Origin of the sequence: Chitinophaga sp. Cy-1792, assembly GCF_011752935.1 — a bacterium.
GTDB lineage: Bacteria > Bacteroidota > Bacteroidia > Chitinophagales > Chitinophagaceae > Chitinophaga.
In genome coordinates this window covers 125,504-148,121 of the sequence record NZ_VWWO01000001.1, presented here as the reverse complement: position 1 = coordinate 148,121, position 22,618 = coordinate 125,504, and the positions used below count along the sequence as shown (strand labels likewise).

The 22,618-nt window shown below is 46.9% G+C and carries 9 protein-coding genes; 8 read left to right on the top strand and 1 reads right to left on the bottom strand.

The annotated features are described in order from the left end of the window. Positions 1-34 precede the first annotated feature (34 nt). Positions 35-778, bottom strand: coding sequence for a DUF1003 domain-containing protein (locus F3J22_RS00605; RefSeq protein ID WP_167013264.1), 744 nt, complete (start codon positions 776-778; stop codon positions 35-37). A gap of 193 nt (positions 779-971) precedes the next feature. Here F3J22_RS00605 and F3J22_RS00600 point away from each other — a divergent pair, with 193 nt between their 5' ends. The 8 genes from F3J22_RS00600 to F3J22_RS00565 all read left to right on the top strand — a co-directional run bounded on the left by F3J22_RS00600 (position 972) and on the right by F3J22_RS00565 (position 22,475). Then, complete coding sequence (locus F3J22_RS00600; RefSeq protein ID WP_167013262.1) at positions 972-3,167, top strand: hypothetical protein; 2,196 nt, start codon at positions 972-974, stop codon at positions 3,165-3,167. Positions 3,168-3,291: 124 nt separating this feature from the next. Next, positions 3,292-4,959 (top strand): ABC transporter ATP-binding protein, encoded by a 1,668-nt coding sequence (locus F3J22_RS00595; protein WP_167013260.1) that lies wholly within the window; start codon positions 3,292-3,294, stop codon positions 4,957-4,959. Positions 4,960-5,187: 228 nt separating this feature from the next. Further along, positions 5,188-6,315: a F0F1 ATP synthase subunit A gene (gene atpB, locus F3J22_RS00590; protein ID WP_205195125.1), complete on the top strand. Its 1,128-nt coding sequence runs from the start codon at positions 5,188-5,190 to the stop codon at positions 6,313-6,315. 41 nt (positions 6,316-6,356) lie between these two features. After that, positions 6,357-6,629: an ATP synthase F0 subunit C gene (atpE, locus tag F3J22_RS00585; protein ID WP_167013256.1), complete on the top strand. Its 273-nt coding sequence runs from the start codon at positions 6,357-6,359 to the stop codon at positions 6,627-6,629. Positions 6,630-6,709: 80 nt separating this feature from the next. Further along, entirely contained in the window at positions 6,710-7,204 is a 495-nt protein-coding gene (atpF, locus tag F3J22_RS00580; protein WP_167013254.1) for a F0F1 ATP synthase subunit B, read from the top strand. Between the two features lie 58 nt (positions 7,205-7,262). Beyond that, on the top strand, positions 7,263-7,820 hold the full coding sequence (atpH, locus tag F3J22_RS00575) for an ATP synthase F1 subunit delta (protein WP_167013252.1): 558 nt from the start codon (positions 7,263-7,265) through the stop codon (positions 7,818-7,820). A gap of 81 nt (positions 7,821-7,901) precedes the next feature. Continuing rightward, complete coding sequence (atpA, locus tag F3J22_RS00570; protein WP_167013250.1) at positions 7,902-9,479, top strand: F0F1 ATP synthase subunit alpha; 1,578 nt, start codon at positions 7,902-7,904, stop codon at positions 9,477-9,479. A 150-nt stretch (positions 9,480-9,629) separates the two neighbouring features. Continuing rightward, positions 9,630-22,475, top strand: a complete 12,846-nt coding sequence (locus tag F3J22_RS00565; protein WP_167013248.1) for a gliding motility-associated C-terminal domain-containing protein — start codon at positions 9,630-9,632, stop codon at positions 22,473-22,475. Positions 22,476-22,618 lie beyond the last annotated feature (143 nt).

Here is a 22,618-nt window from a genome sequence, read left to right as displayed (position 1 = left end):
CAAAATTTGCGGAGCAAGTATTTTTACTATTATCTTATGAAGATTTTATATTAGTATCTTTCTGATTATTACTGGTATTTCCGTTTTTTATGGCTGTCATAATCTGGTTCATTAATTCCAGCTGTGCCTGCTGTAGCTCCAGCATATCCTGCTGCTGGGTGATGATCAGGTGATCGATCTTTTCGTGCAGAATTCTTACTTCAAGCTCTGATTTCAGGTTAATCATATAGTCGTTTCTTGCCCGCTGCCGGTCTTTTTCTTCCTGTCTGTTCTGGCTCATCATAATGACAGGCGCCTGTAAAGCCGCTATGCAAGAGAGGATCAGGTTCAGCAGAATGAATGGATAGGGGTCAAATCCCTTGTTGAGCAGGAAATATACGTTCATGCCCATCCACACCAGGATGAAAAGCATGAATAGGATGATAAACCGCCAGCTGCCGCCGAATTCCGCGATTTTATCCGCCAGTCTGTCGCCAAGGGTAAGATGAACGTTGGCAGCGTCTTCTTCCAGCTTATCTGTCAGTACCTTATTGTTTTTCAGGTTCTCCAGTACTTCCCGTTCTACCTGGGTCAGCTCGCCCATCTCCTGCGAAAACAGCGACTCATAGAACCGGTGCCGGTAATGTGTGAGTTCAGATAAAGCAATATGGCACTTATGATTGAAACGGGGATGATCAGATTTTATCATCTGCATCAAGCTGGGGCGAATAAGTTTAGCACTTACTTTTTCGGTTTCCGGGAACGATTTTCCTGAGATGTCACTCACGAATGTATTCATAATGACCTGCTTTTTAACAGTTAATGGACTTCGTATGTTACTATTAATGAGCTTTTTCTGGTTAACGTATATAAAGATATAGAAAAAACATATTTATTTGTACTTCAAAGCTAGACACTAACAGCGCCAGTCATGTTTACAGGCAAATTGGTTGTAAATTTGCTATTTGGTTGGCTGAAAAGGAGATTAAATAATGAGGAAAATTTTAGTCATGTTGTTGTTGGTTGCCTGTCAAGGCGGCCTGACGTATGCGCAAAGCAGTCATTTGCAAATCCCTATCTCCAGACAGGGATTCCATGATAACATTGATAAAGAACAATTGATGGCAGATAAGTTCGACGGCAAAGCCGACGAACTGGTACGCGTTTCAGACGATCAGACCAGCAATCTGCAGGCCACCAATGCCCTTATCAAGGAAGTGGATAACATGCAGGTAGAAATCGAAAGGGACAGTACGCTGGATCATCGCCTGAAAGTAAAGTACCTCACCGGTCTTTACTCCATGCTGAAGGATTACAACTTCAAACGGGCACACCATCTGATCGAAGCGGAAGAAGCTCCCGCTATTGTACAGGCTTATCATAACATGATGCGCGCTGATATCAAACATCAGAGCATTGCGCCGTACATCCAGGGCCTCTCTTTCGGCGGCTCTGAAAAACTGATCGAAATCTTTAATGATAATCCAGGTTACAAACAGGCCAAAGGCATGGTATTCACCAAATATGCTATGGATAACCTGGAAACCGTAATGCCCAAACTGAGCAACTACCTGGATTACCCTGGTACGGACTCCATCGTGGCAGCCGTAGCACGCAAGTACCCTAACCAGGTGCTTACCTACGCTACTTCCTATACGCCAATGGCCAACGCCATCAAACGTAATCCTGACCCGATCGTGCAAACGATCGTCAGCATCGGTAAATCTCCCCAGAGCACCCGTATCCTGCCTTTCATCGATGAAATCCTGGCCGGTACTACCTCTGTGGAAAAACTGGAAAAAATTGCCGATAACGACCGCCAGTATTATCGCCAGATGGTGAAATCCATGATCAACCTCCAGCGAATGAAAAGCGAAGGCCAGCACCCGATTGGTATGAAAGCCATGATGGAGAATATGCAGGCAAAATCGCTGATCTATATCCGTTCCGTGAACGACCTTCATGAGGAACCGGCCCCGGTAAGATTCAAAATAGTAAATGATTTCAGTCCGGAAGAGCTGTATTACCTGATCATCAACGGACAGGAAGAATTATTTACCTCCAGCTATACCAACCACAACAATGCAGGCCTTTACGACCAGATGATGGCTCGTATGAAACCTCCACGTGGCGATAGTTTGCTGATGACGGTAAATTTTGACCGCTTCAAGAAATTTATTGCCATGGCGGCAGGCTTCAATACCCTGGACAACTTCCTGAAATCAATGGCGCCTGAAAACTCCAACTACCTGATGCAGAAGTATGTACAGAACCTGGAGAAAACAGAAGACCTGGAAGACGCCGTGGATGTAGCCAACTCATTCGGTAGTATCCGCGATCCCAAGCTGCTGGACTTCCTCCGTGCAGAGGTACGTAACAACCTGGCTTATGTTAAGAAACATAACGACCACCGTGGTACCGTGATCTATCAGCTGCTGAGTAGTTTGTTCGAGTCCGAATCCAAATCAGAAGGCGATTCTGCCAAGGCTACCGACATGGCAGCCCAATTGCAGCTGCCTCCGATTAACTTCGTTACACATAATGCACTGGAAAGCGATAGCGGCCGGGTTTATCAACAGGTATTTTTCTATGGAGATAAAGATGGTCAGGAATCCTTTGCCAGCTTCATGACCAACTTCCCTAAAGGTGAGTGGTCTGTAAGAAAAGAAAAATACTGGGCGGTAATTACTTCGTTGAAAGGAAAGCCAACCACTATCTTTGCAAATCTTCCGCTGGACGAACCTGCAGATAAAGATGCCATTTCTAAACTGTCAGACTACATGGATGAACAGGATATTCATCCTACGGTAGTTATCCACCGTGGTCACAGTTACCACGTAAATACAACCCTGGACAACCTGCAGAGCTCTGCAAAAATTGTGATCCTGGGTTCCTGTGGTGGTTATCATAACCTGGCAGTGGTATTGCAGAAAGCGCCGGATGCACATATTATTTCTTCCAAACAGGTAGGTACCCGTTTTGTGAACGAGCCAATTATTCGTAGCTTGGAAGATGTAATCCTGAGTGGAAAAAATATCGACTGGGTGCAGATGTGGGCAGGTTTAGCGAAGAAATTTGCAGGAGATGCACGTAATAAAGAGCTGTTCAGCGATTACGTTCCTCCGCACAAAAACCTGGGAGCTATATTCATTAAAGCTTACAGGCAGATCATGAAAGACGATAAGTAATCATAGACTAACTAATAGATCAACGACCGTGAGTAACGTGGCAGCAAAAAGAGTATTTGATTTCAGCCTGCTTAGACGGATTTTTTCCTTTGCGAAACCCTATAAGCGCTCATTTTATGTTTCCATGGTACTCACTGTGGTATTGGCGGTAATCTCACCGTTGCGGCCATACCTCATCCAGGTAACCGTTGATAAATATATTGCGAACCAGCTCGTACGTATGTTAGTGCTGGTGACCGTATTACAGATAGCCTTACTGCTGTTGGAAACAGTAGTAAGGTTTTTCTTTTCCTACCTGACCAACTGGCTGGGACAATCCGTCGTAAAAGATATGCGGGTAACAGTCTTTAGGAAGATCATCCACCTGAACCTGGCCTTTTTCGACAAAACCCCGATTGGTACCCTGACCACCCGTACCATCAATGATATAGAAGCTATCAATGATGTGTTTTCTGAAGGTATAATCAGTATAGTAGCTGATTTGCTGATGATCATCGCCATTCTGACGGTGATGTTTATTGAAGACTGGCGCCTTACGCTGGTTAGTTTGTCGCCCTTCCCAATCCTGATTATCGCGACCTATATTTTTAAAGAGAGTGTAAATAAGTCATTTTACCGGGTGCGCAACGCGGTTTCGGCCCTGAATGCCTTTGTACAGGAACATATTACCGGAATGGTAGTAGTACAGGCATTTACCGGCGAAAAGCGTGAATTTGCCCGATTTAAGCAGATTAATAAAGACCATAGAGACGCCAATATCGATGCGATATTCGCTTATTCTGTGTTTTTCCCTGTAGTAGAGATTATCCTGGCCATTTCGCTGGGATTGATGGTTTGGTGGGGATCCAATAAGGTATTGAATTACGAAGTAACCCAGGGGGTGATGATTGCCTTTATCATGTACCTGAATATGCTGTTCAGGCCGCTTCGTATGCTGGCGGATAAGTTCAATACCCTGCAAATGGGTATGGTGGCCAGCGAAAGGGTATTTAAGATTTTAGACAATGAGGATTATATCCCGGATCATGGGAAACAGGATGGCAGGGATATGAAAGGAGCCATCAGCTTCGATCATGTATCCTTTGCCTATGTAGAGGACCGGTATGTATTGAAAGACATTGATTTTGAAGCAAAGCAGGGCGATACCGTGGCGATAGTAGGGCATACCGGATCTGGTAAAACCACTATTATCAGCATATTGAATCGCCTGTATGAGATCCAGAAGGGTAGTATAAAGATAGATGGCATTCCGTTGCCGGAGTACTCGCTGCATGCTTTACGTAGCAGGATAGGAGTGGTGTTGCAGGATGTATTCCTTTTCAGTGGCTCCATTTATGATAATATCACCTTGCATAACGAGGCTATCAGCCGGGAAGAGGTGGAGTCAGCCTCAAAACTCATTGGTATTCATGATTTTATCATGCAGTTGCCGGGTGGGTATGATTACCAGGTGATGGAAAGGGGTAGTACTTTATCGCTGGGACAGCGTCAGCTGATATCGTTCGTGCGGGCGTTATTATATAATCCGGCTATCCTGATATTGGATGAGGCTACTTCTTCCGTGGATACGGAATCGGAGGCCTTGATACAGCATGCGATTGACAAGTTGATAGCGGACAGGACGGCGATTATTATAGCCCACAGGTTATCAACGATTAGTAAAGCAGATAAGATTATTGTGTTGGATAAGGGAGAGATTAAGGAGATGGGAAGCCATGAAGAGTTATTGAAGCTGGAAGGTTTTTATTACAAGCTCCACAGCATGCAGTTTAGCAGTTCGGCGGCAAGTTAATATATTAGTAAAAATTATATATAAATTTTCCCGCATTTGACTGGTAAAAAAACGGGAAAATTCTCTAAAAAAATTGGTGTATTTTTAAGTTATAAGTTGTTGACCCTCAATTGTCTTATATAAAGGCCTCCTTTTTTTTCATTATCGCTGAATTTTTGAGATAAAAACGTTTATCTTTGCGCAAAATTTCAGAAAACGGTGATATCTTTCAAGCAGTTTAAACATAGTATGGTAGCACTTGTGATGGCGTTAGGCCTTCACGGTTTTGGTAATTCGGCTTTTGCTGCGGAAAGCCACGAGGGTGGTGAGTCTGCACCAGTTGCAGCTGAGCACAAAGAGAAATTTGATGCTAAGGAGGAAATCCTTGGTCACGTAAAAGACCAGCATGACTGGCATTTTATGGACTTCGGAGAAACCAAGGTAACTATTCCTTTACCAATTATCATCTACAATCCTGCTCGTGGAACATCTGCGTTTATGTCTTCTGCTTTTGAGCATGGTCATGCTTCACATGATGGTTATCGTCTGGTAACCAAGCATTATGTAGAAGAAAAGGGTTTGAATCCTGCACAGTATGTAACCGGAACTATCATTGCGGTAGACGGTCAGGATAACCCAACTGGTGAGAAGATCTACGATTTTTCTATTACCAAGAACATCACTTCCATGATTATCGGCGCTATTCTGCTGATCTGGATGATGTTATCAGTAGCGAAGGCTTACAAAACCCGTGGTAGCAAACAAGCGCCTAAAGGTTTCCAGAGTGTGATGGAACCGGTGATCATCTTCATGAGAGATGAGGTGGTAAAGCCAAACATTCCTGGTAAAGCAGCTGAGAAGTACACTCCATTTATTCTGACTATCTTCTTCTTTATCCTGATAAACAATCTGTTGGGTCTGTTACCTGGTTCTGCCAACGTAACCGGTAACATTGCAGTAACTGCTGCGCTGGCGATCGTAAGTTTCATTGCGATCCTGATTAGCTCCAACAAGCATTTCTGGGGTCACATTTTCAATCCTCCGGTTCCTGGTGGTGTTAAAATCATCCTGGCGCCAGTAGAGCTGATTGGTGTGTTCACCAAACCTGTGTCACTGGCCATCCGACTTTTCGCCAACATTCTGGCAGGTCACATTATCATTCTGAGCATTATCTCCCTGGTATTTATATTTGGTGGTCTGAGCAAGGTAGCTGGTTATGGCTTCCTGCCAATCACTATCTTCTTCAACATCGTAATGATGATGCTGGAGTTGCTGGTAGCATTTATCCAGGCGTTTATCTTCGCTACACTGACAGCGGTATTTATCGGTCAGGCGATGGAAGGTGGACATGATGATGCACATGGTGCACACCACTAATAATAGGTTCGTTTAATTTTAAATTCAAATACATATTCATTATGGCACTTTTGACTGTTTTATTGCAGGCTGCTAACGAAGCTGCTGCATCTGCTTCAGGTTTAGCAAAAGCTGGTGGTGCGATCGGTGCTGGTATCGCAGCAATCGCTGCTGGTATCGGTGTAGGTAACATCGGTAAGAGCGCTCTGGAATCTATCGCTCGTCAACCAGAAGCTGCAAATGACATCCGTGCAAACATGATCCTGGCAGCTGCGCTGGTAGAGGGTGTTGCCCTGTTCGGTGTAATCGCTGGTCTGTTGGCGGTAGTTATGTAAGCCAAACTCTTTACTGCATCCTGCGCACAGGGCAAGGGATGCAGTAATCTTTACAATTAAAAAAATTAAATCCTCGTAATATGGATCTGTTGATACCAGCGGTCGGCTTATTTATTATCTCTTTTGTAATCTTCGTTATTGTATTCCTCGTTCTGAAGAAATTTGCCTGGACTCCGATCCTCGCGGTTCTGAAAGAAAGGGAAGGATCTATTGCTGATTCTATCGCTTCTGCAGAAAGAGTGAAAGAAGAGATGGCACAGATGAAAGCTGAACACGAACACGTGCTGGCTGAAGCAAAAGCTGAAAGAAGCAAAATCCTGAAAGAAGCTAAAGACGCAAAAGATCTGATCATCAGCGAAGCCAAAACTCAGGCGCAGGCTGAAGCTAAAAAGATCATCTCTGAAGCTTATTCCGCTATCGAAAACCAGAAAATGGCTGCGTTAACGGAAGTGAAAAACCAGGTGGGTTCCCTCGTGATTGAAGTGGCTGAAAAAGTTCTGAGAAAAGAACTGTCAGACAAATCAGCTCAGGAAGGTTATGTAAAACAACTGGCACAGGAAATCAAATTGAACTAAGAAAAATCGGCTTTTGACTGTTAGCGATAACAGTTGAAGGTTTAAAGCAATAAGCGATATGCAGAATCCCCGTTTAGCATCCCGGTATGCAAAATCATTAATCGATCTGGTTCAGGAAAAGGGCCAGTTGGAAGAAGTGCATAACGATATGCTGTTTTTACAACAGGTGATCAAATCTAACCGCGAACTGGTGCTGTTGCTCAAAAGCCCTATCGTTAAGGCTGATGCGAAACAGAAAATCCTGGACGCGATCCTGACTGGCCGTGTGAGTGGTACCACTCAGCAGTTTATCAAATTACTGGTAACTAAAGGTCGCGAAAGCAACCTGGCAGAAATTGCAACTGAATTCGGTCATCAGTATAATGTTATCAAAAACATTGCTACTGTAAAAGTAACTACCGCTGTTCCTCTGGAGCAGGCTACACTGGACCTGATCAAACAGAAAGTAGCTACCGGTAGCCAGACAATCAACCTGGAAGCGAAGGTAAATCCTGAGCTGATCGGTGGTTTTGTACTGGAAGCTGCAGATCAGTTGTATGATGCGTCTGTGCTCAATGAGCTGAAAACGCTGAAACAACAATTCACTAAGAATATTTACGTATCTGATATACGTTAATCATACAGCAGCCGCTGCGTACACGCAAAGCTGTTGTCGTTACACAACTTATTCTAACGACTCTTTTTAAAAAGCATAATTATGGTTGATATTAAACCTGATGAAATTTCGGCGATATTACGCCAGCAGTTAAGCAACTTCAATGCTGACGCCAACCTGGAAGAAGTTGGTACAGTATTGCAGGTGGGTGATGGTATTGCCCGCATTTACGGTTTGGGTAACGTTGGTTACGGTGAACTGGTTGAGTTCAACAATGGTGTTAGAGCAATTGCACTGAACCTGGAGGAAGATAACGTAGGTGTGGTATTGATGGGTGAATCAACAGGCATTAAAGAAGGTGATAAAGTACGTCGTACCAAAAAGATCGCATCTATTAAAGTAGGTGAAGGTATGGTTGGTCGCGTAGTAAATACTCTGGGTGAACCAATCGATGGTAAAGGCCCTATCGCTGGTGAACTGTACGAAATGCCACTGGAGCGTAAAGCACCGGGCGTTCTGTTCCGTGAACCAGTAAAAGAACCACTGCAAACAGGTGTTAAAGCAATCGATGCGATGATCCCTGTAGGTCGTGGTCAGCGTGAGCTGGTAATTGGTGACCGTCAGACAGGTAAAACTGCTATCTGTATTGATACTATCATCAACCAGAAAGAGTTCTACGAAGCTGGTAAACCAGTTTATTGTATCTACGTTGCTGTAGGTCAGAAAGCATCTACCGTTGCGAGCGTAATGAAAACATTACAGGAAGCAGGTGCTATGGCTTACACTACCATCGTAGCTGCAAACGCTGCTGATCCTGCTCCGCTGCAGTTCTACGCTCCATTTGCTGGTGCTGCTATCGGTGAGTTCTTCCGTGATAGCGGTCGTCCTGCACTGATCGTTTATGATGATCTGTCTAAACAGGCGGTTGCTTACCGTGAGGTGTCCCTGCTGCTGAAACGTCCTCCAGGCCGTGAAGCTTACCCAGGTGACGTATTCTACCTGCATAGCCGTCTGCTGGAACGTGCTGCTAAAATCATCAACAAAGATGAGATCGCACGCCAGATGAACGACTTACCTGAGTCTATCAAACACCTGGTTAAAGGTGGTGGTTCCCTGACTGCATTGCCAATCATCGAAACACAGGCATCTGACGTATCTGCATATATCCCTACCAACGTAATCTCCATCACCGATGGTCAGATCTTCCTGGAAGGTAACCTGTTCAACGCCGGTATCCGTCCTGCGATCAACGTAGGTATCTCCGTATCCCGTGTAGGTGGTAACGCGCAGATCAAATCCATGAAAACTGTATCTGGTACCCTGAAACTGGACCAGGCACAATATCGTGAGCTGGAAGCCTTCTCCAAATTCGGTGGTGATCTCGATGCTGCTACCAAAGCGGTTATCGACAAAGGTCAGCGTAACGTGGAAATCCTGAAACAGGCTCAGTTCAGCCCACTTCCTGTAGAAAAGCAAGTTGCTATCATCTACCTGGGTACTAAAGGTCTGTTGCGCGAAATCCCTGTTAAACAGGTGAAAGCATTCGAAGAAGCATTCCTGAATGAAATGGATGTTCGTCTGCCAGACGTTCTCCTCGAATTCAAGAGCGGTAAACTGCCAGAAGAAAGCATCAAGAAAATGGTTACCCTGGCTAATGAGCTGAAAACAAGATTCGCATAATCGAATTCTTATATAATTGAGAAGCCCCCTCTACATCGTAGAGGGGGCTTTTTATTTTAAAGTCCTTTTGAACCCATCCGCCCCTAAATTGGTTGTTAATGCTGCTGACCTGTTACATCCCTGTACGCTGATTACTCCAATCTCCTGTTTATGGGTATTTCTACATTGCGTTACGTCCTACTGTTATTTGTATCTGTGCTGTTGTCTGGCCTCCATGTTATGGCCCAGAATCCGGACCTTACCATTACCAAGACCAATAGTGGTAATCTGAGAAAAAGCCTCAGTGGCTCCTTTACCCTGACTGTTCTCAACCAGGGTGCCGCCAAGCCTGATGGCAACATCGTAACGGTGACGGATGTACTTCCCACCGGCCTTACACCAGGTACTCCTACCGGCAACGGGTGGTCGATTACTGTTATTGGCAATACCATCACGGCTACACGTACCGATGTACTCCCTGCCAATGGTATTTATCCGGTGATCAATATCCCGGTAACTGTGGCATCCAATGCGCCCAATACCATTACCAATACGGCTACAGTAGCCACAGCTAACGATACTAACCCCGCCAATAATTCAGCCTCCAATGTGGTAGATACACGCCGGCTGATGGATTTACAGGTTGTATCCATCAACATCCCGGCAAATGCCTGCGTGAATTCGGCTTATACCGCCGTCGTAACTGTCCGTAATAACGGACCTGATTCCGCCGTGAACGGGAAATTCCAATTCAGTGTACCCACTGCTGTTAATACATTGACCGTTACAGGAAGACAAATAATCGCCGGCGGCGGGTCGTTTGGGACCGGCGCAGTAGTAAATAGTATTTATATAGATTCTGTTACGCTGGTTGCGGGTGGAGTAGCTGTCTTTACTTTTAATGTACTGGTTACATTACCTGCTCCTGCTAACCTGGGAATTGCCGAAGCTTCCCTGACCCGCTCCGGTACCGACCTGGATATTGATGCCTCTAACATCAATAATCAGGTGCCTGGAACGCCCCAGCAGGAGTGCGATGGACCACCTTCCGGCGGTGGCTGTAATAATATACTGCGTGATACCACGCTGGTAGGCAACGGCGTTCAGGCGAACGCCGGCCCTGACCAGAATCTTTGCGAAAACTCCGGTGCTTCTCTCCAGGGAAATAATGTTACCGGTATCTGGACCCAGGCTTCCGGCCCCACCACCGCTACTATCAACAATCCTACATCTCCCAATACCAATGTGAATAACTTACAGTATGGTACCTACGCTTTTGTGTGGACAGTTACCAGCGGGGGATGTGGAAAAGTATCAGATACGGTGCTGATCACTAACTGGCAGCAACCAACGCCTTCCCGCCCCGGTGGTGATGCGACCGTCTGTGGTAGTTCATATACGTTGCAGGCGCAGGCCCCGACAGCCGGTACCGGCGTCTGGACACAATCCAGCGGCCCCAACACCGCTACGTTTGCCAATCCTGCTAATCCCAATACCACCGTATCAGGCCTGATAGCAGGTGCTTATGTTTTTGTATGGACAACTTCCAACGGACCTGTTTGCCCTCCTAACTCGCAGCAGGTAACCATTCGCGTGAATGCCGGCCCTACACAAGCCAACGCCGGCCCGGACCAGCAGCTGTGTAACGCGACCTCCACCACCATGGCGGCGAATAGCCCGGGACAGAATGAAAATGGTACCTGGAACCAGGTTACAGGCCCTAACCAGGCCAATATCCTGAACAGAGGGTCCGCCACCACAGGGATTCAGGGCCTTACTGTAGGTACCTATACCTTCACCTGGAGTATTCAGGGGGGGAATTGTCCGAATACGATTGATACGGTATTAATTACGGTGCAATCTGGCGGAACCCAGGCCAATGCTGGCCCGGACCAGACAAAATATAACACCGGCGTATTTACGATGAGTGCCAATAATCCGCCTACCGGAACCGGCACCTGGGCTGTCATCTCCGGATCAGCAGTTATCACCAGCACTACCGACCCGAACACACAGGTGACACTGCAGCCGAATACTACCGCCACTTTAACCTGGACGATCAACAATGGTGTCTGCGGTAATTCAGTGGATACAGTTGTGTTGAAATATCTTACTTCAGCAGATCTTCAGATAACCAAAACAGTATTGTCGGGCAATTTTGCTACCGGCAGCACCGTACAATATAGCCTGCTGGTAGTGAATCTCGGCAGCTCCGATGCTACCGGCTTTACAATCTCGGATAACGTACCTGCCCAGCTGACCAATGTTACCTGGACAGCCGCTACCAACGGGAATAATGTAAGCATCTCCCCAATGTCTGGTACTGGCAATAACATCAGTGCTACTGCGAACATTCCTTTTGCTACAGGAAACAGTATAACCATTACCGTTACCGGAAAAGTGGCTGCTACAGCCATTGGCGGTACTGTTATTACCAATACAGCCACGGTTACGCCTAATAGTAGTATGCCTGATCCTAACCTGAACAATAACACCAGCACCGTTACTAACACCGTACCTAATAATCCGCCGGTGGCTGTAGATGATAATTATACAACCTATCGGGATGTAGCTGTTTCCGGTAATGTAACTACCAATGACTATGACCCTGATGGCGATGCTCTGACAGTGAATACAACACCTGTTTCAGGGCCGGCCAACGGAACTGTGCAGCTGAATGCCAATGGTACATTCACGTATACGCCTGCAGCAGGGTTTACCGGTACAGATAAATTCGTATATACCGTATGCGATACACATGGCGCATGTGTTAACGCCAACGTATATATTACCGTATTGCCGGCGGTAATAGATCTGGATGTGAAGAAGACGGCGAGTCCGGCTACAGTAACCGCCGGTGGTACTTTGACCTATACCATCACCGTTACCAACAAAGGAGTATCTACGATACATTCCAATGAAACCTTCACGGTGAAGGATACGCTGCCGACAGGATTTATATTCAGCAGTGTTACCACCAGTGCAGGTACCCTGTATGTTGCCAGTGGCAACTGGACAGGCGTAACACTGGCGCCTGGCCAGTCTGTAACTGCCACCATTACGGGTACGGTGTCTTCAGGCTATACCGGCACCAGTATTACGAATAAGGTAACCGCGATTCCTCCGCCAGGAACAACAGATAGTACGCTTGCGATGGATAGTGTGACTACACCGGTAACGAAAGCCGTTGAAGTCGTTGTTACAAAATCTGATTTTAAAACAACCTATGTTCCCGGTACAGACAATACCTATACTATTACCGTAAAAAATCAGGGCCCTTCCGACCTGGTAGGCGCCACCTTTACAGACCTGTTGCCAACCGGTATCACAGCTGGTTCCTGGACGGTAACAACGGTGAGTGCACAGCCAGTGGTAACTACCGGCACAGGATCTATCAATCAGCAATTTAATTTACCGGCAGGAGGGAGTGCAATTATATCTTTCACGATTTCCATTCCATCTTCCTATACCGGACAATTAACCAATACAGCAAGTGTATCTATCCCGAACGGATATACGAATATCAATCCTGATAAAAATTCAGCAACAGATATTGATGATCAGAGTAGTACTTCTGCTATTACTGTACAGAAAAGCGGGCCTGTATCTGCAAACGCCGGAGATCCGCTTTCCTATACCATAGTGGTGACCAATGCAGGGCCATCTGACCTGATTAATGCAAGTATACAGGATGTCCTGCCTCCTCAATTGTTGTCGCCTTCCTGGACGGTGACTACCGCAGGCAGTGCTACTGCTGCTCCGGCAAGTGGTACAGGTAATGTCAGCTTATCTGCCAATATCCCCGCAGGTACTGCCAATACGGTTACTATCCTGGTATCGGGCATTATTTCTCCGGATGCTTCCGGCTCCATCGTCAACTTTGCGACGGTTACGCCTGCGGGCAAAACGCCAGTCATCTCCAATACGGTAACAACAACTATTACCAATAAAACCGGTATTACCATTCTGAAGGCTGGTCCTTCTTCCGGTCATGTGATTGCAGGAAATGCGATCGGATATGATATCACGGTTACTAACTCAGGGCCATCAAATTCAGCAAACCTGGTTATAAAAGATACTGTGCCTGCCAATATCACCAATGTAACATGGAGAGTGACGCCTATTGGCCTCGCTGGTGTTGCAAGTGGAGCTGCATCAAGTGGCAGTGGAAATATTGTAAATACTACTGTCAATATCCCGGCAGGAACAGGCAACCAGGTATTAATTCATATAGACGGCACCGTTAATCCAAATGCCAGTGGAACACTGAGTAATACTGCGTATACTTTTGCTACCGACGGGTCATCTAAACAGGCTAATAACCAGACACTGATAGATAATTCGGCACAGATGGCCATTGTAAAAGCAGGTCCTGCTACAGTGGATGCAGGTAGCACGATTACGTACACTTTGCAGGTGACCAACAATGGACCGTCTAATGCAATGGGAGCAGTTATCACTGATCAGATACCGGTGTCCATTACGAATGTGACATGGACGGCCAGTGCTGTAGGAGCTGCTGTTGTTACATCAGGAGCTAGCGGCACCGGAAATGGTATATTGGTCAATGCTGATATTCCTGTAGGTACCAACAACATTGTAACGGTTACCATCACCGGTACCGTTGCACCTGATGTTACTGGTGTAATCACGAATAGTGGCAGTGTCAGCGGTAACAATAAAACGGTGAATTCAAATGTGGTTAATACACAGGTAAATGTAAATGCGCGACTGGCCATTGTTAAAACGGGTCCGGCAACAGCGGAAGCAGGAAGTAATATCAGTTATGGATTTTCTATTTATAACTATGGACCATCAGACGCCACTAATATTACGCTGCGCGATACATTACCTATACCATTGAGTGGTGCTGTTGTGAAGCCTACTATCAACGGCAATGCCGCTGTTTCAAATATCACAGTGAATGGAAATATCATCATAGTGACCGGTAGCATTAAGGCTAGCGCCGGTAACTCCATTACATTAAATGCAACAGCTACCATTGATCCATCATTCGCAGGCCAGATTCAGAATACCGGCTATGTTACCAACGATGGTATTAATATCTATCCATCCAATGTGGTGACAACTACTGTAGCCAGCAATCCTAAACTGGGTATACAGAAAAATGGTCCAGACTCTGTATCTGCCGGACAAACGATCAATTATACCTTACTGATCAGTAATGCAGGCTTGTCAAATGCGCAAAATGTAAAAGTGAATGATGTGGTGCCTGCTGCCATTACCAATGTGAAATGGACAACTTCAACAGTAGGCTCAGCTACTGTTACATCCGGTGCAACCGGCACTGGTAATACTATTAGTATCACTGGTAATATTCCTGGAAATCGTACAAACTTAATTACCGTTTTAGTGTCGGGAACTGTAAATGCTGCGTACACCGGCACCCTGCAAAACTTTGCAACGGTAGCCGCCGATGGCGTAAGTACTATCAACTCAGATACCGTAAATACAGTAGTAGTGAACAGCCCGAATATGGTTATTCACAAATCTGGCCCGGCTACTGTTGGTGCGGGTGATAAAGTAGTATATACCATCGACGTAAGTAATACTGGTCCGTCAGATGCATTAAAGGTAGATATATCCGATATACTGCCCAAGGAGATGATCAACAGTAGTTATACCGTTACTACCACTGGCGGCGCTACTATTTTCTCCCGTTCACTTACCGCTGTGCAGATGCTGGCAAATATCCCTGCCGGTACGGGACATGTTATCGTAACTGTAAATGCAACGGCAGATCCTTCTGCTGCCGGAACAGTGGTGAATGTGGCGTCTGAAACCCTGAACCAGCAGGATTCCATGAAAGCAAGGGTGCTGACACAAATACTGAATCAGCCGGTGCTGGTGTTAGATAAGACCGGCCCTGCCCAAATCAATGCGGGACAGGCTATCAGCTATACACTGATCGCCACCAATACTTCCAGGAGTGATGCGAAAGCAGTAACGCTTCAGGACGTAATTCCGGTAGCTATCACTAATGTCACCTGGACGGCCACTGTCAGCGGAACGGCGACACTCAGCAGCGGACAGACGGGCACCAGTAACAACCTCCTGATTACCGGAGATATGCCGGCAGGTACAGGTAATCATATATTCGTTAACGTGAATGGTATCGTTAAGCCTGATTATACAGGCAGCTTCACTAACTTCGCAACGATATATCCTAAAGATCATGATACGACTTATAGCGATACGGTACAAACCATTGTGACCAACAGCGCTGCATTGCATGTGGTGAAGGGTGGTCCTGATTCTGTAGCCGCAGGAGGAAAAGTGACCTATACGTTATTGGTATACAACAGCGGTCCTTCTGATGCAAGAAATATCAATATCACAGATGCTGTGCCTGTGGCTATTCAGAATGTAACCTGGACAACAGGTAGTTCTGGTGCAGCTTCCATTGTATCTGGCAGCGGCACCGGCAATAATGTGCTGGTGACAGGAAATATCCCTGCAGGTGTCCGCAACTTCTTGCAGATAACAATTATGGGTACGGTAGATCCATCATTCACCGGTGTGATTCCGAATATAGCCCAGGCAATTATTACCGGTAATCCACCTGTACCATCTAACCAGATACAAACAGTAGTATATCGCAAAACAGGTATCGGCATTGCTAAGAATGCGCCTGCAAAAGTTAATATCGGAGGAAATATCACCTATCAGCTGGTAGTATCCAACAGCGGGCCTTCCAATGCCACAGGTATAAGTATTGCAGATGCAGTACCTGCAGATATCACCAACGTTAGCTGGACAGCCACCACCACAGGAACGGCACAGGTAACATCTGCCACATCAGGCACAGGTAATAACATCAGTCTGACGGGTAATATTAATGCTGGTACCGGCAATACCATTGTGGTGAATGTGAGCGGTACTGTCCGTGCTGATGCCGCAGCCGGTACATTGACTAATATCGCCACCGCAACGCCTTCCGGCGAACAACCTGTTGCCGATACTGTAAATACACAGAAGATTTACAGTCCTGGTATACAAATACAAAAGACAGGCCCGGCTACTATTAATCCAGGTAACGCTGTCACCTATACGATTGTAGTGGGTAACGCAGGCCCATCGGATGTAACGAATCTTGCTATTACAGATCCATTGGATGCAGGCATCTTAAATGCACAATGGACGGCAACTACAGCAGGCAGTGCTACTGTCAGTGCGGCAAGCGGCGCTGGTAATATTAACCTGACAGGTAATATCCCTGCCGGGAACGCCAATCACATTATGATTACCGTCACCGGTACACTGGATCCGGCATTCAGTGCGGCGACGCTGGTAAACACTGCTACAGCGCAGCTTACAGGTATGACCCCGGTTGTATCAACCGTTACATCTACAGTGACACCGGCGGTGGCCCTGCACCTGACGAAGAGTGGCCCTGCAACAGCTTCTCCAGGCGAGCATATTACCTATACATTGACCCTTAATAACAATGGGCCAAGTAATGTGACAGGGCTGGACTTCCTGGATATCGTTCCTGCGAGTCTTACCAATGTTACCTGGACAGCCACCGCAAATGGCGCCGGGGCAACGGTTTCCGCAGGTAGTGGTACTGGAAATGTCTCCTTCCTGGCGAACCTTCCTGCAGGCAGTGCGAATATCCAGATTATCGTAAATGCAACCATCGACCCTGCTACTACAGCAGGAACAATACTGAATGTAGCTACTGCCGCCAAACCAGGGTCAGGAATAACCCCGGCCACGGCCACTTTCGTGACAGAGCTGATGCCGGTTGCTGACCTGGCTATCATCAAAAGCGGCCCTGCTACTGCTGTAGCAGGCGAAACTATCACCTATACATTACGCATCACCAACAGAGGATATGCAAATGTAATAGGGGCGGCTATCAGTGATCAGCTACCTGCCGACTTCAATATTGCCAGTGCCACCGCAACATCCGGCGGCAACGCCAGCGCCACAGCGCCGGTAGTCAACGGACAACAGGTAAGTACTGTCGCCAATATTACCGCGGGAATCGGCAATTATATATTGGTTACCATCACCGGAACAGTGGCTCCTGCTGCAACAGGTACGCTGACCAACACCGCTATTGTTACTCCGCCTGCTGGCGTTACAGATGATAATCTCCTGAATAACAGCAGCACCATTACCACTGAAATCAGTACTAAAACAGGGCTGGGCATTTCCAAATATGGCCCTGCCACGGTGAGTGTGGGTGATACGATCCATTATCAGCTGGTGGTGGGTAACAACGGGCCTTCCGATGCCAATGGCGTGTCCATTACAGATAATGTACCTGCAGTGATAGGATCAGTGCAGTGGACAGCTACAGCTACCGGTAATGCATCCGTTACGCCGTTAAATGGCACTGGTAATAACATCGCCCTTACCGGGAATGTGGGAGCAGCTATGTCTGGCGTTATTACCGTGAATATCACCGGTGTGGTATTGCCTGCTGCCGGTACTACGATCGTCAACAGTGCAACAGCTACAATCGGCGATGATCGTACCAGTACGGTTACGACTGCGGTTGATAAAACAGTAAACCTGCGTATTAAGAAAACAGCACCATATACATTAGGTGCAGGTCAACCAATCACCTATACAATCAGTGTTACCAACGATGGCCCTTCCGATGTTACGGACGCAGTAATTGCAGATGCTTTAAATGCAGCGGTTACCAATGCAACATGGACGGCTGTTGGTAGCGGCGGCGCCTCAGTAGGAACAGCATCAGGAACTGGTAATGTCAACCTGCTGGCGTCAATTCCTGCCAATACAGGCAATGTGCTGGTGACTGTTACTGGTATTGTAGATCCGAACTTCACCGGAGTGTTACCGAATACGGCTACGGCTACACTGCCTGCTGGTGCATCGGGTACATCACCTGTTTCATCAACCGTAAATACAATTATTACCGGTAGTGATAACCTACAGATAAATAAAGCTGGTCCTGCGGTGGCTATCCCTGGAAGTACCATCACGTATATTCTGGCAGTCACTAATCCGGGCCCGGCCAGTGCCAGCGGCATTACCATTACAGATACGATCCCTACGGATATCACGAACGTAACATGGACCAGTGCTGCCATTAATGGAACGGTTACTGCAAATCAAACCGGTACCGGTAATAATATCAACGTACAAGGAAATCTGTCAGCAGCGGGCGTTATGCGTGTAGTTGTTGTGGGTACCGTTAACCCCTCATTCACCGGAACGTTGCTGAATACCGGCTATGCAAAACTGGGTGCAAATACCTTTAATAGCAACCTGGTAACGACAACCGTTACAGCCAAAGCAGGTATTAATATCCAGAAAACCGGTCCTGCCAAAGCAATCGCAGGCCAGCCGGTTAACTATAACATCGTAGTAGGTAATGCAGGTCCTTCAGATGCGCCTGGTACCATCGTCGGTGATCTGATTCCTGCGGAAATCATCAATCCGGTATGGACAGCTACCACAACAGGTACGGCTGTGATTACCAGCGGTGCAGCTGTTAATAAGCCTGGTAACGTAATACTGGCCGCAAATATCCCGGCAGGCAGCGGCAATACGGTGGTTGTGAATGTTACGGGTACCATCGATCCTACATTCACCGGAACCATTACCAATGTGGGTCAGGCAGGTGTACCAAATCAATTGCGTGTAACCGACACCGTTAATACGGTTGTTACCAACTACGCCGGTATGCAGCTGATGAAGACAGGCCCGGATACCGTTAGCGCGGGTGCGGTAGTGGCTTATTCTGTCATCCTGCAGAATAACGGACCATCAGAAGGGCTTGGCATCCACTTTATGGATACCGTGCCTGCACAGTTGAGTAATGTAAGATGGAGCGCCGTAGCGCAGGGAGGCTCTGTTATCCAGGGTGGAGATATCAATAACCAGACAGGTAACCCTGATTTTGTAGTAAACATCCCTGCCGGCGCAGATAATAATATCCTTGTCACTATCTCCGGTACGGTAGATCCTTCCTTTGCGGGTACTATCAGTAATCATGCGGCGGTAGTAGTCAACAATGTAAGGGTGCCATCAAATACAGTCAATACGGTGGTGGTCAATAAACCTGGATTACATATCAGTAAAACAGGCGCCGCCAATCTCATGGCAGGAGGGAAGATTACCTATAATCTCCTGGTAACGAATACAGGTCCTTCTGATGCAGCTAATGTAGCTGTCAACGATCAGCTGCCGGCTCCTGTTATCAATGCGACCTGGGTAGCTACTGCCAATGGCAATGCAACCATAGGTGGTGCCAAAACCCTCAGCGGTACAGGTAACGTGGTATTGAATGCGAGCATCCCGGCAGGTACCGGAAATAATATATCCGTAGACGTTATAGGTTCACTCGAGCCTACCTTTACAGGTAATATTTCCAATACGGCTATTTATACTGCAGGTACATCTACCGACAGCAGTACTGTTCAGTCAACAATAACTGCAGATGAAAAAGTAAGTATAAGGAAGTCCGGCCCTGATACATTATCAGCCGGTAGTAATATCACCTACACGCTGGTTGTCCAGAATACTGGCCTGGTGTCGCTGAATAACCTGTCTGTCAGAGACAGTGTGCCGGCAAACATACAGCAGGTTACCTGGACGGCCACCACCAACGGAGGTACCATCACCGGCGGGGCTACAGGTAGCGGCAACCTGGTAATAGTGAATGGTACATTACCGGTAGGAGATACCAACAGCATCATTGTAACGATCAATGGTTATGTGGGCCCATCAGCAACCGGCAGTATCTCCAATCTCTGCCATGTGGCCAATGGCAACAACATCCTGGCGAGAGACCATAAGGTGACGGCTATCACCAACAATCCTTCTGTACTGCTTACCAAAACAGGGCCGGCAACGGCGTCCAGCGGCGGCAATATCACCTACCTGATTGACGCCACCAACTTCGGGCCTTCCGACCTGCTAAGTGCAGTGCTCACAGATAATGTACCTCCGCAGATTCTTAATGTCACCTGGACGGTTACCACTTATGGCAGAACCGTGATGACATCCCCTGCCACAAATACCGGCACGGGTAACCATATCAGTATCGCCGGATTCCTGCCGGCAGGAGATTCCAACAAGGTACATATAGAAGTGAAAGGCACGATCGATCCTTCCTTTACCGGCACGCTGGTGAATACCGCCACAGGGGTAGATGATATCGGAAGAAGCAAAACAGCCAGTGTAACGACAGTGGTTACCAACATACCTGTATTGGGTATCAGCAAAACAGGGCCGGCATCAGTTATTGCGGGCGATGCAGTGAGTTACCATATCGCTGTTACGAATGAAGGTACCTCGGATATCGCCGGTGCACTGATCACGGATGCTGTTCCAGCTACGTTGACCAATGTTACCTGGACGGCCAGCACCACAGGAAATGCAGTGGTATTCGGTGCCGCCACAGGAAGTGGTAATAATGTTTCTCTTACCGGCGCTATTCCGCTGGGAACAGGAAATGGCATCAATATTACCGTAAGCGGACAAGTGCCTTCCGGTACCAGGGCCACCAGCATCACCAATAGCGCTGCCGCAAAAGGGGCTGACAGTGTTGTGGTAAATTCCAATGTAGTAACAACAACGATCAATCAGCATCCTGGCCTTCAGGTGGTGAAAACCGGCCCTGCACTGGCGAGTGCAGGTGACAGTATTACCTGGATAGTGACCCTTACAAACAATGGACCTTCCGACGCATATGAGGCCACACTTACCGATAATGTACCTAATAACGGAATCACAGGCTATACCTGGTTTGCGAAAGCTACCGGTAATGCGAGTCTTACCAGGGTTGGCCAGGGAACAAATACACCGGTGAATGTATCCGCCAATATTCCGGTAGGCACCAATAATAGTGTTGTCCTGACTATCTCTGCAAAAATTGGTAACACATTCAGTGGCACGCTGAGCAACAGCGCGGTGGCAGCAGTAAATGGTCTGGTTACCAACTCTAATGTGGTAAACACACTGGTAAGCAGGGTAGCTGATGTGTCTATTGAAAAAACCGGCGATCTGCAACTGGCAGAACTGGATTCTGTTACCTACCTGCTCATCGCAAGGAATAACGGACCTGCCGCAGCAGATGGCGCTGTAGTGGTGGATCAGCTGACAGCCGAAATCGGTGGGGCAGTGGTAAGCATCGCCAGTACTACATTAGGAGCGGGTAATATCACCATCAATAATACCGGCAATCTCCTGAGACTTACCATCGGCACATTCCCTGCGGGTAGCGCCGTGACATTCGTGGTAAAAGGACTGGTTACAACAGGAACGCTGCTGACCAATGAGGCCATTATCAGGGTGCCTGATGGTGTAACAGATCCTTATCTGCTCAACAATACAAGTACGATGGTTAATACATTTATTGTTAAACGTATGAGAGCAGATTTACAGCTGACCAAATCCGTACAGGCTGCAAATCCACTCCACGTAGGCGATAAGGCGACATATAGTATTGTTGTTACCAATAATGGCCCGTTGCGCGCCGAAGATGTACAGGTCAGCGATACGCTGAAACCTAACCTGGAACTGATCGGCCAGCCGGTAGTCAGCGGAGGTAATGCTACCTACAATCCGAATACCCGTATTATCTTATGGACAAAGGATTCTATGGCAACAGGCACTACGCAGACCATCACCTACACCGTCAGAATTACCAATACTGGGGTGGCCGTGAATAGCGCGCTGGTTACTGCCATGACACCTGATCCTGACTTCTCCAATAACTATGATGTTACAACGTCAATTCCAATTACGGGAGATGATATCTTCATACCAAATACTATCTCACCAAATGGTGATGGTAAAAATGATTACTTCGTCATTCCGGGATTAGACAGGTATCCGAACTCCACGCTGCTGATCTACAACAGATGGGGCAACATGGTATATCAAAGCAAAAATTATGATAACACCTGGAATGGTAAAGACCTGAACGAAGGCACTTATTTCTATATTCTTAAACTGAATACAGGCACCGGAGAACGGCAGTACAAAGGCTGGATTGAGCTGGTGAGATAGTTCAGCGCGATTTTTACCGGAGATCAGCCCATATTTCCGGCTGTTTTTACCGGAGAGAATTTGAGCGATTTTTAGGCTGAAACCATTGGTGGTATTGGGCTTATCGGTTAAACGCCTCAAATACTCGGTCAATTTGACCGAGT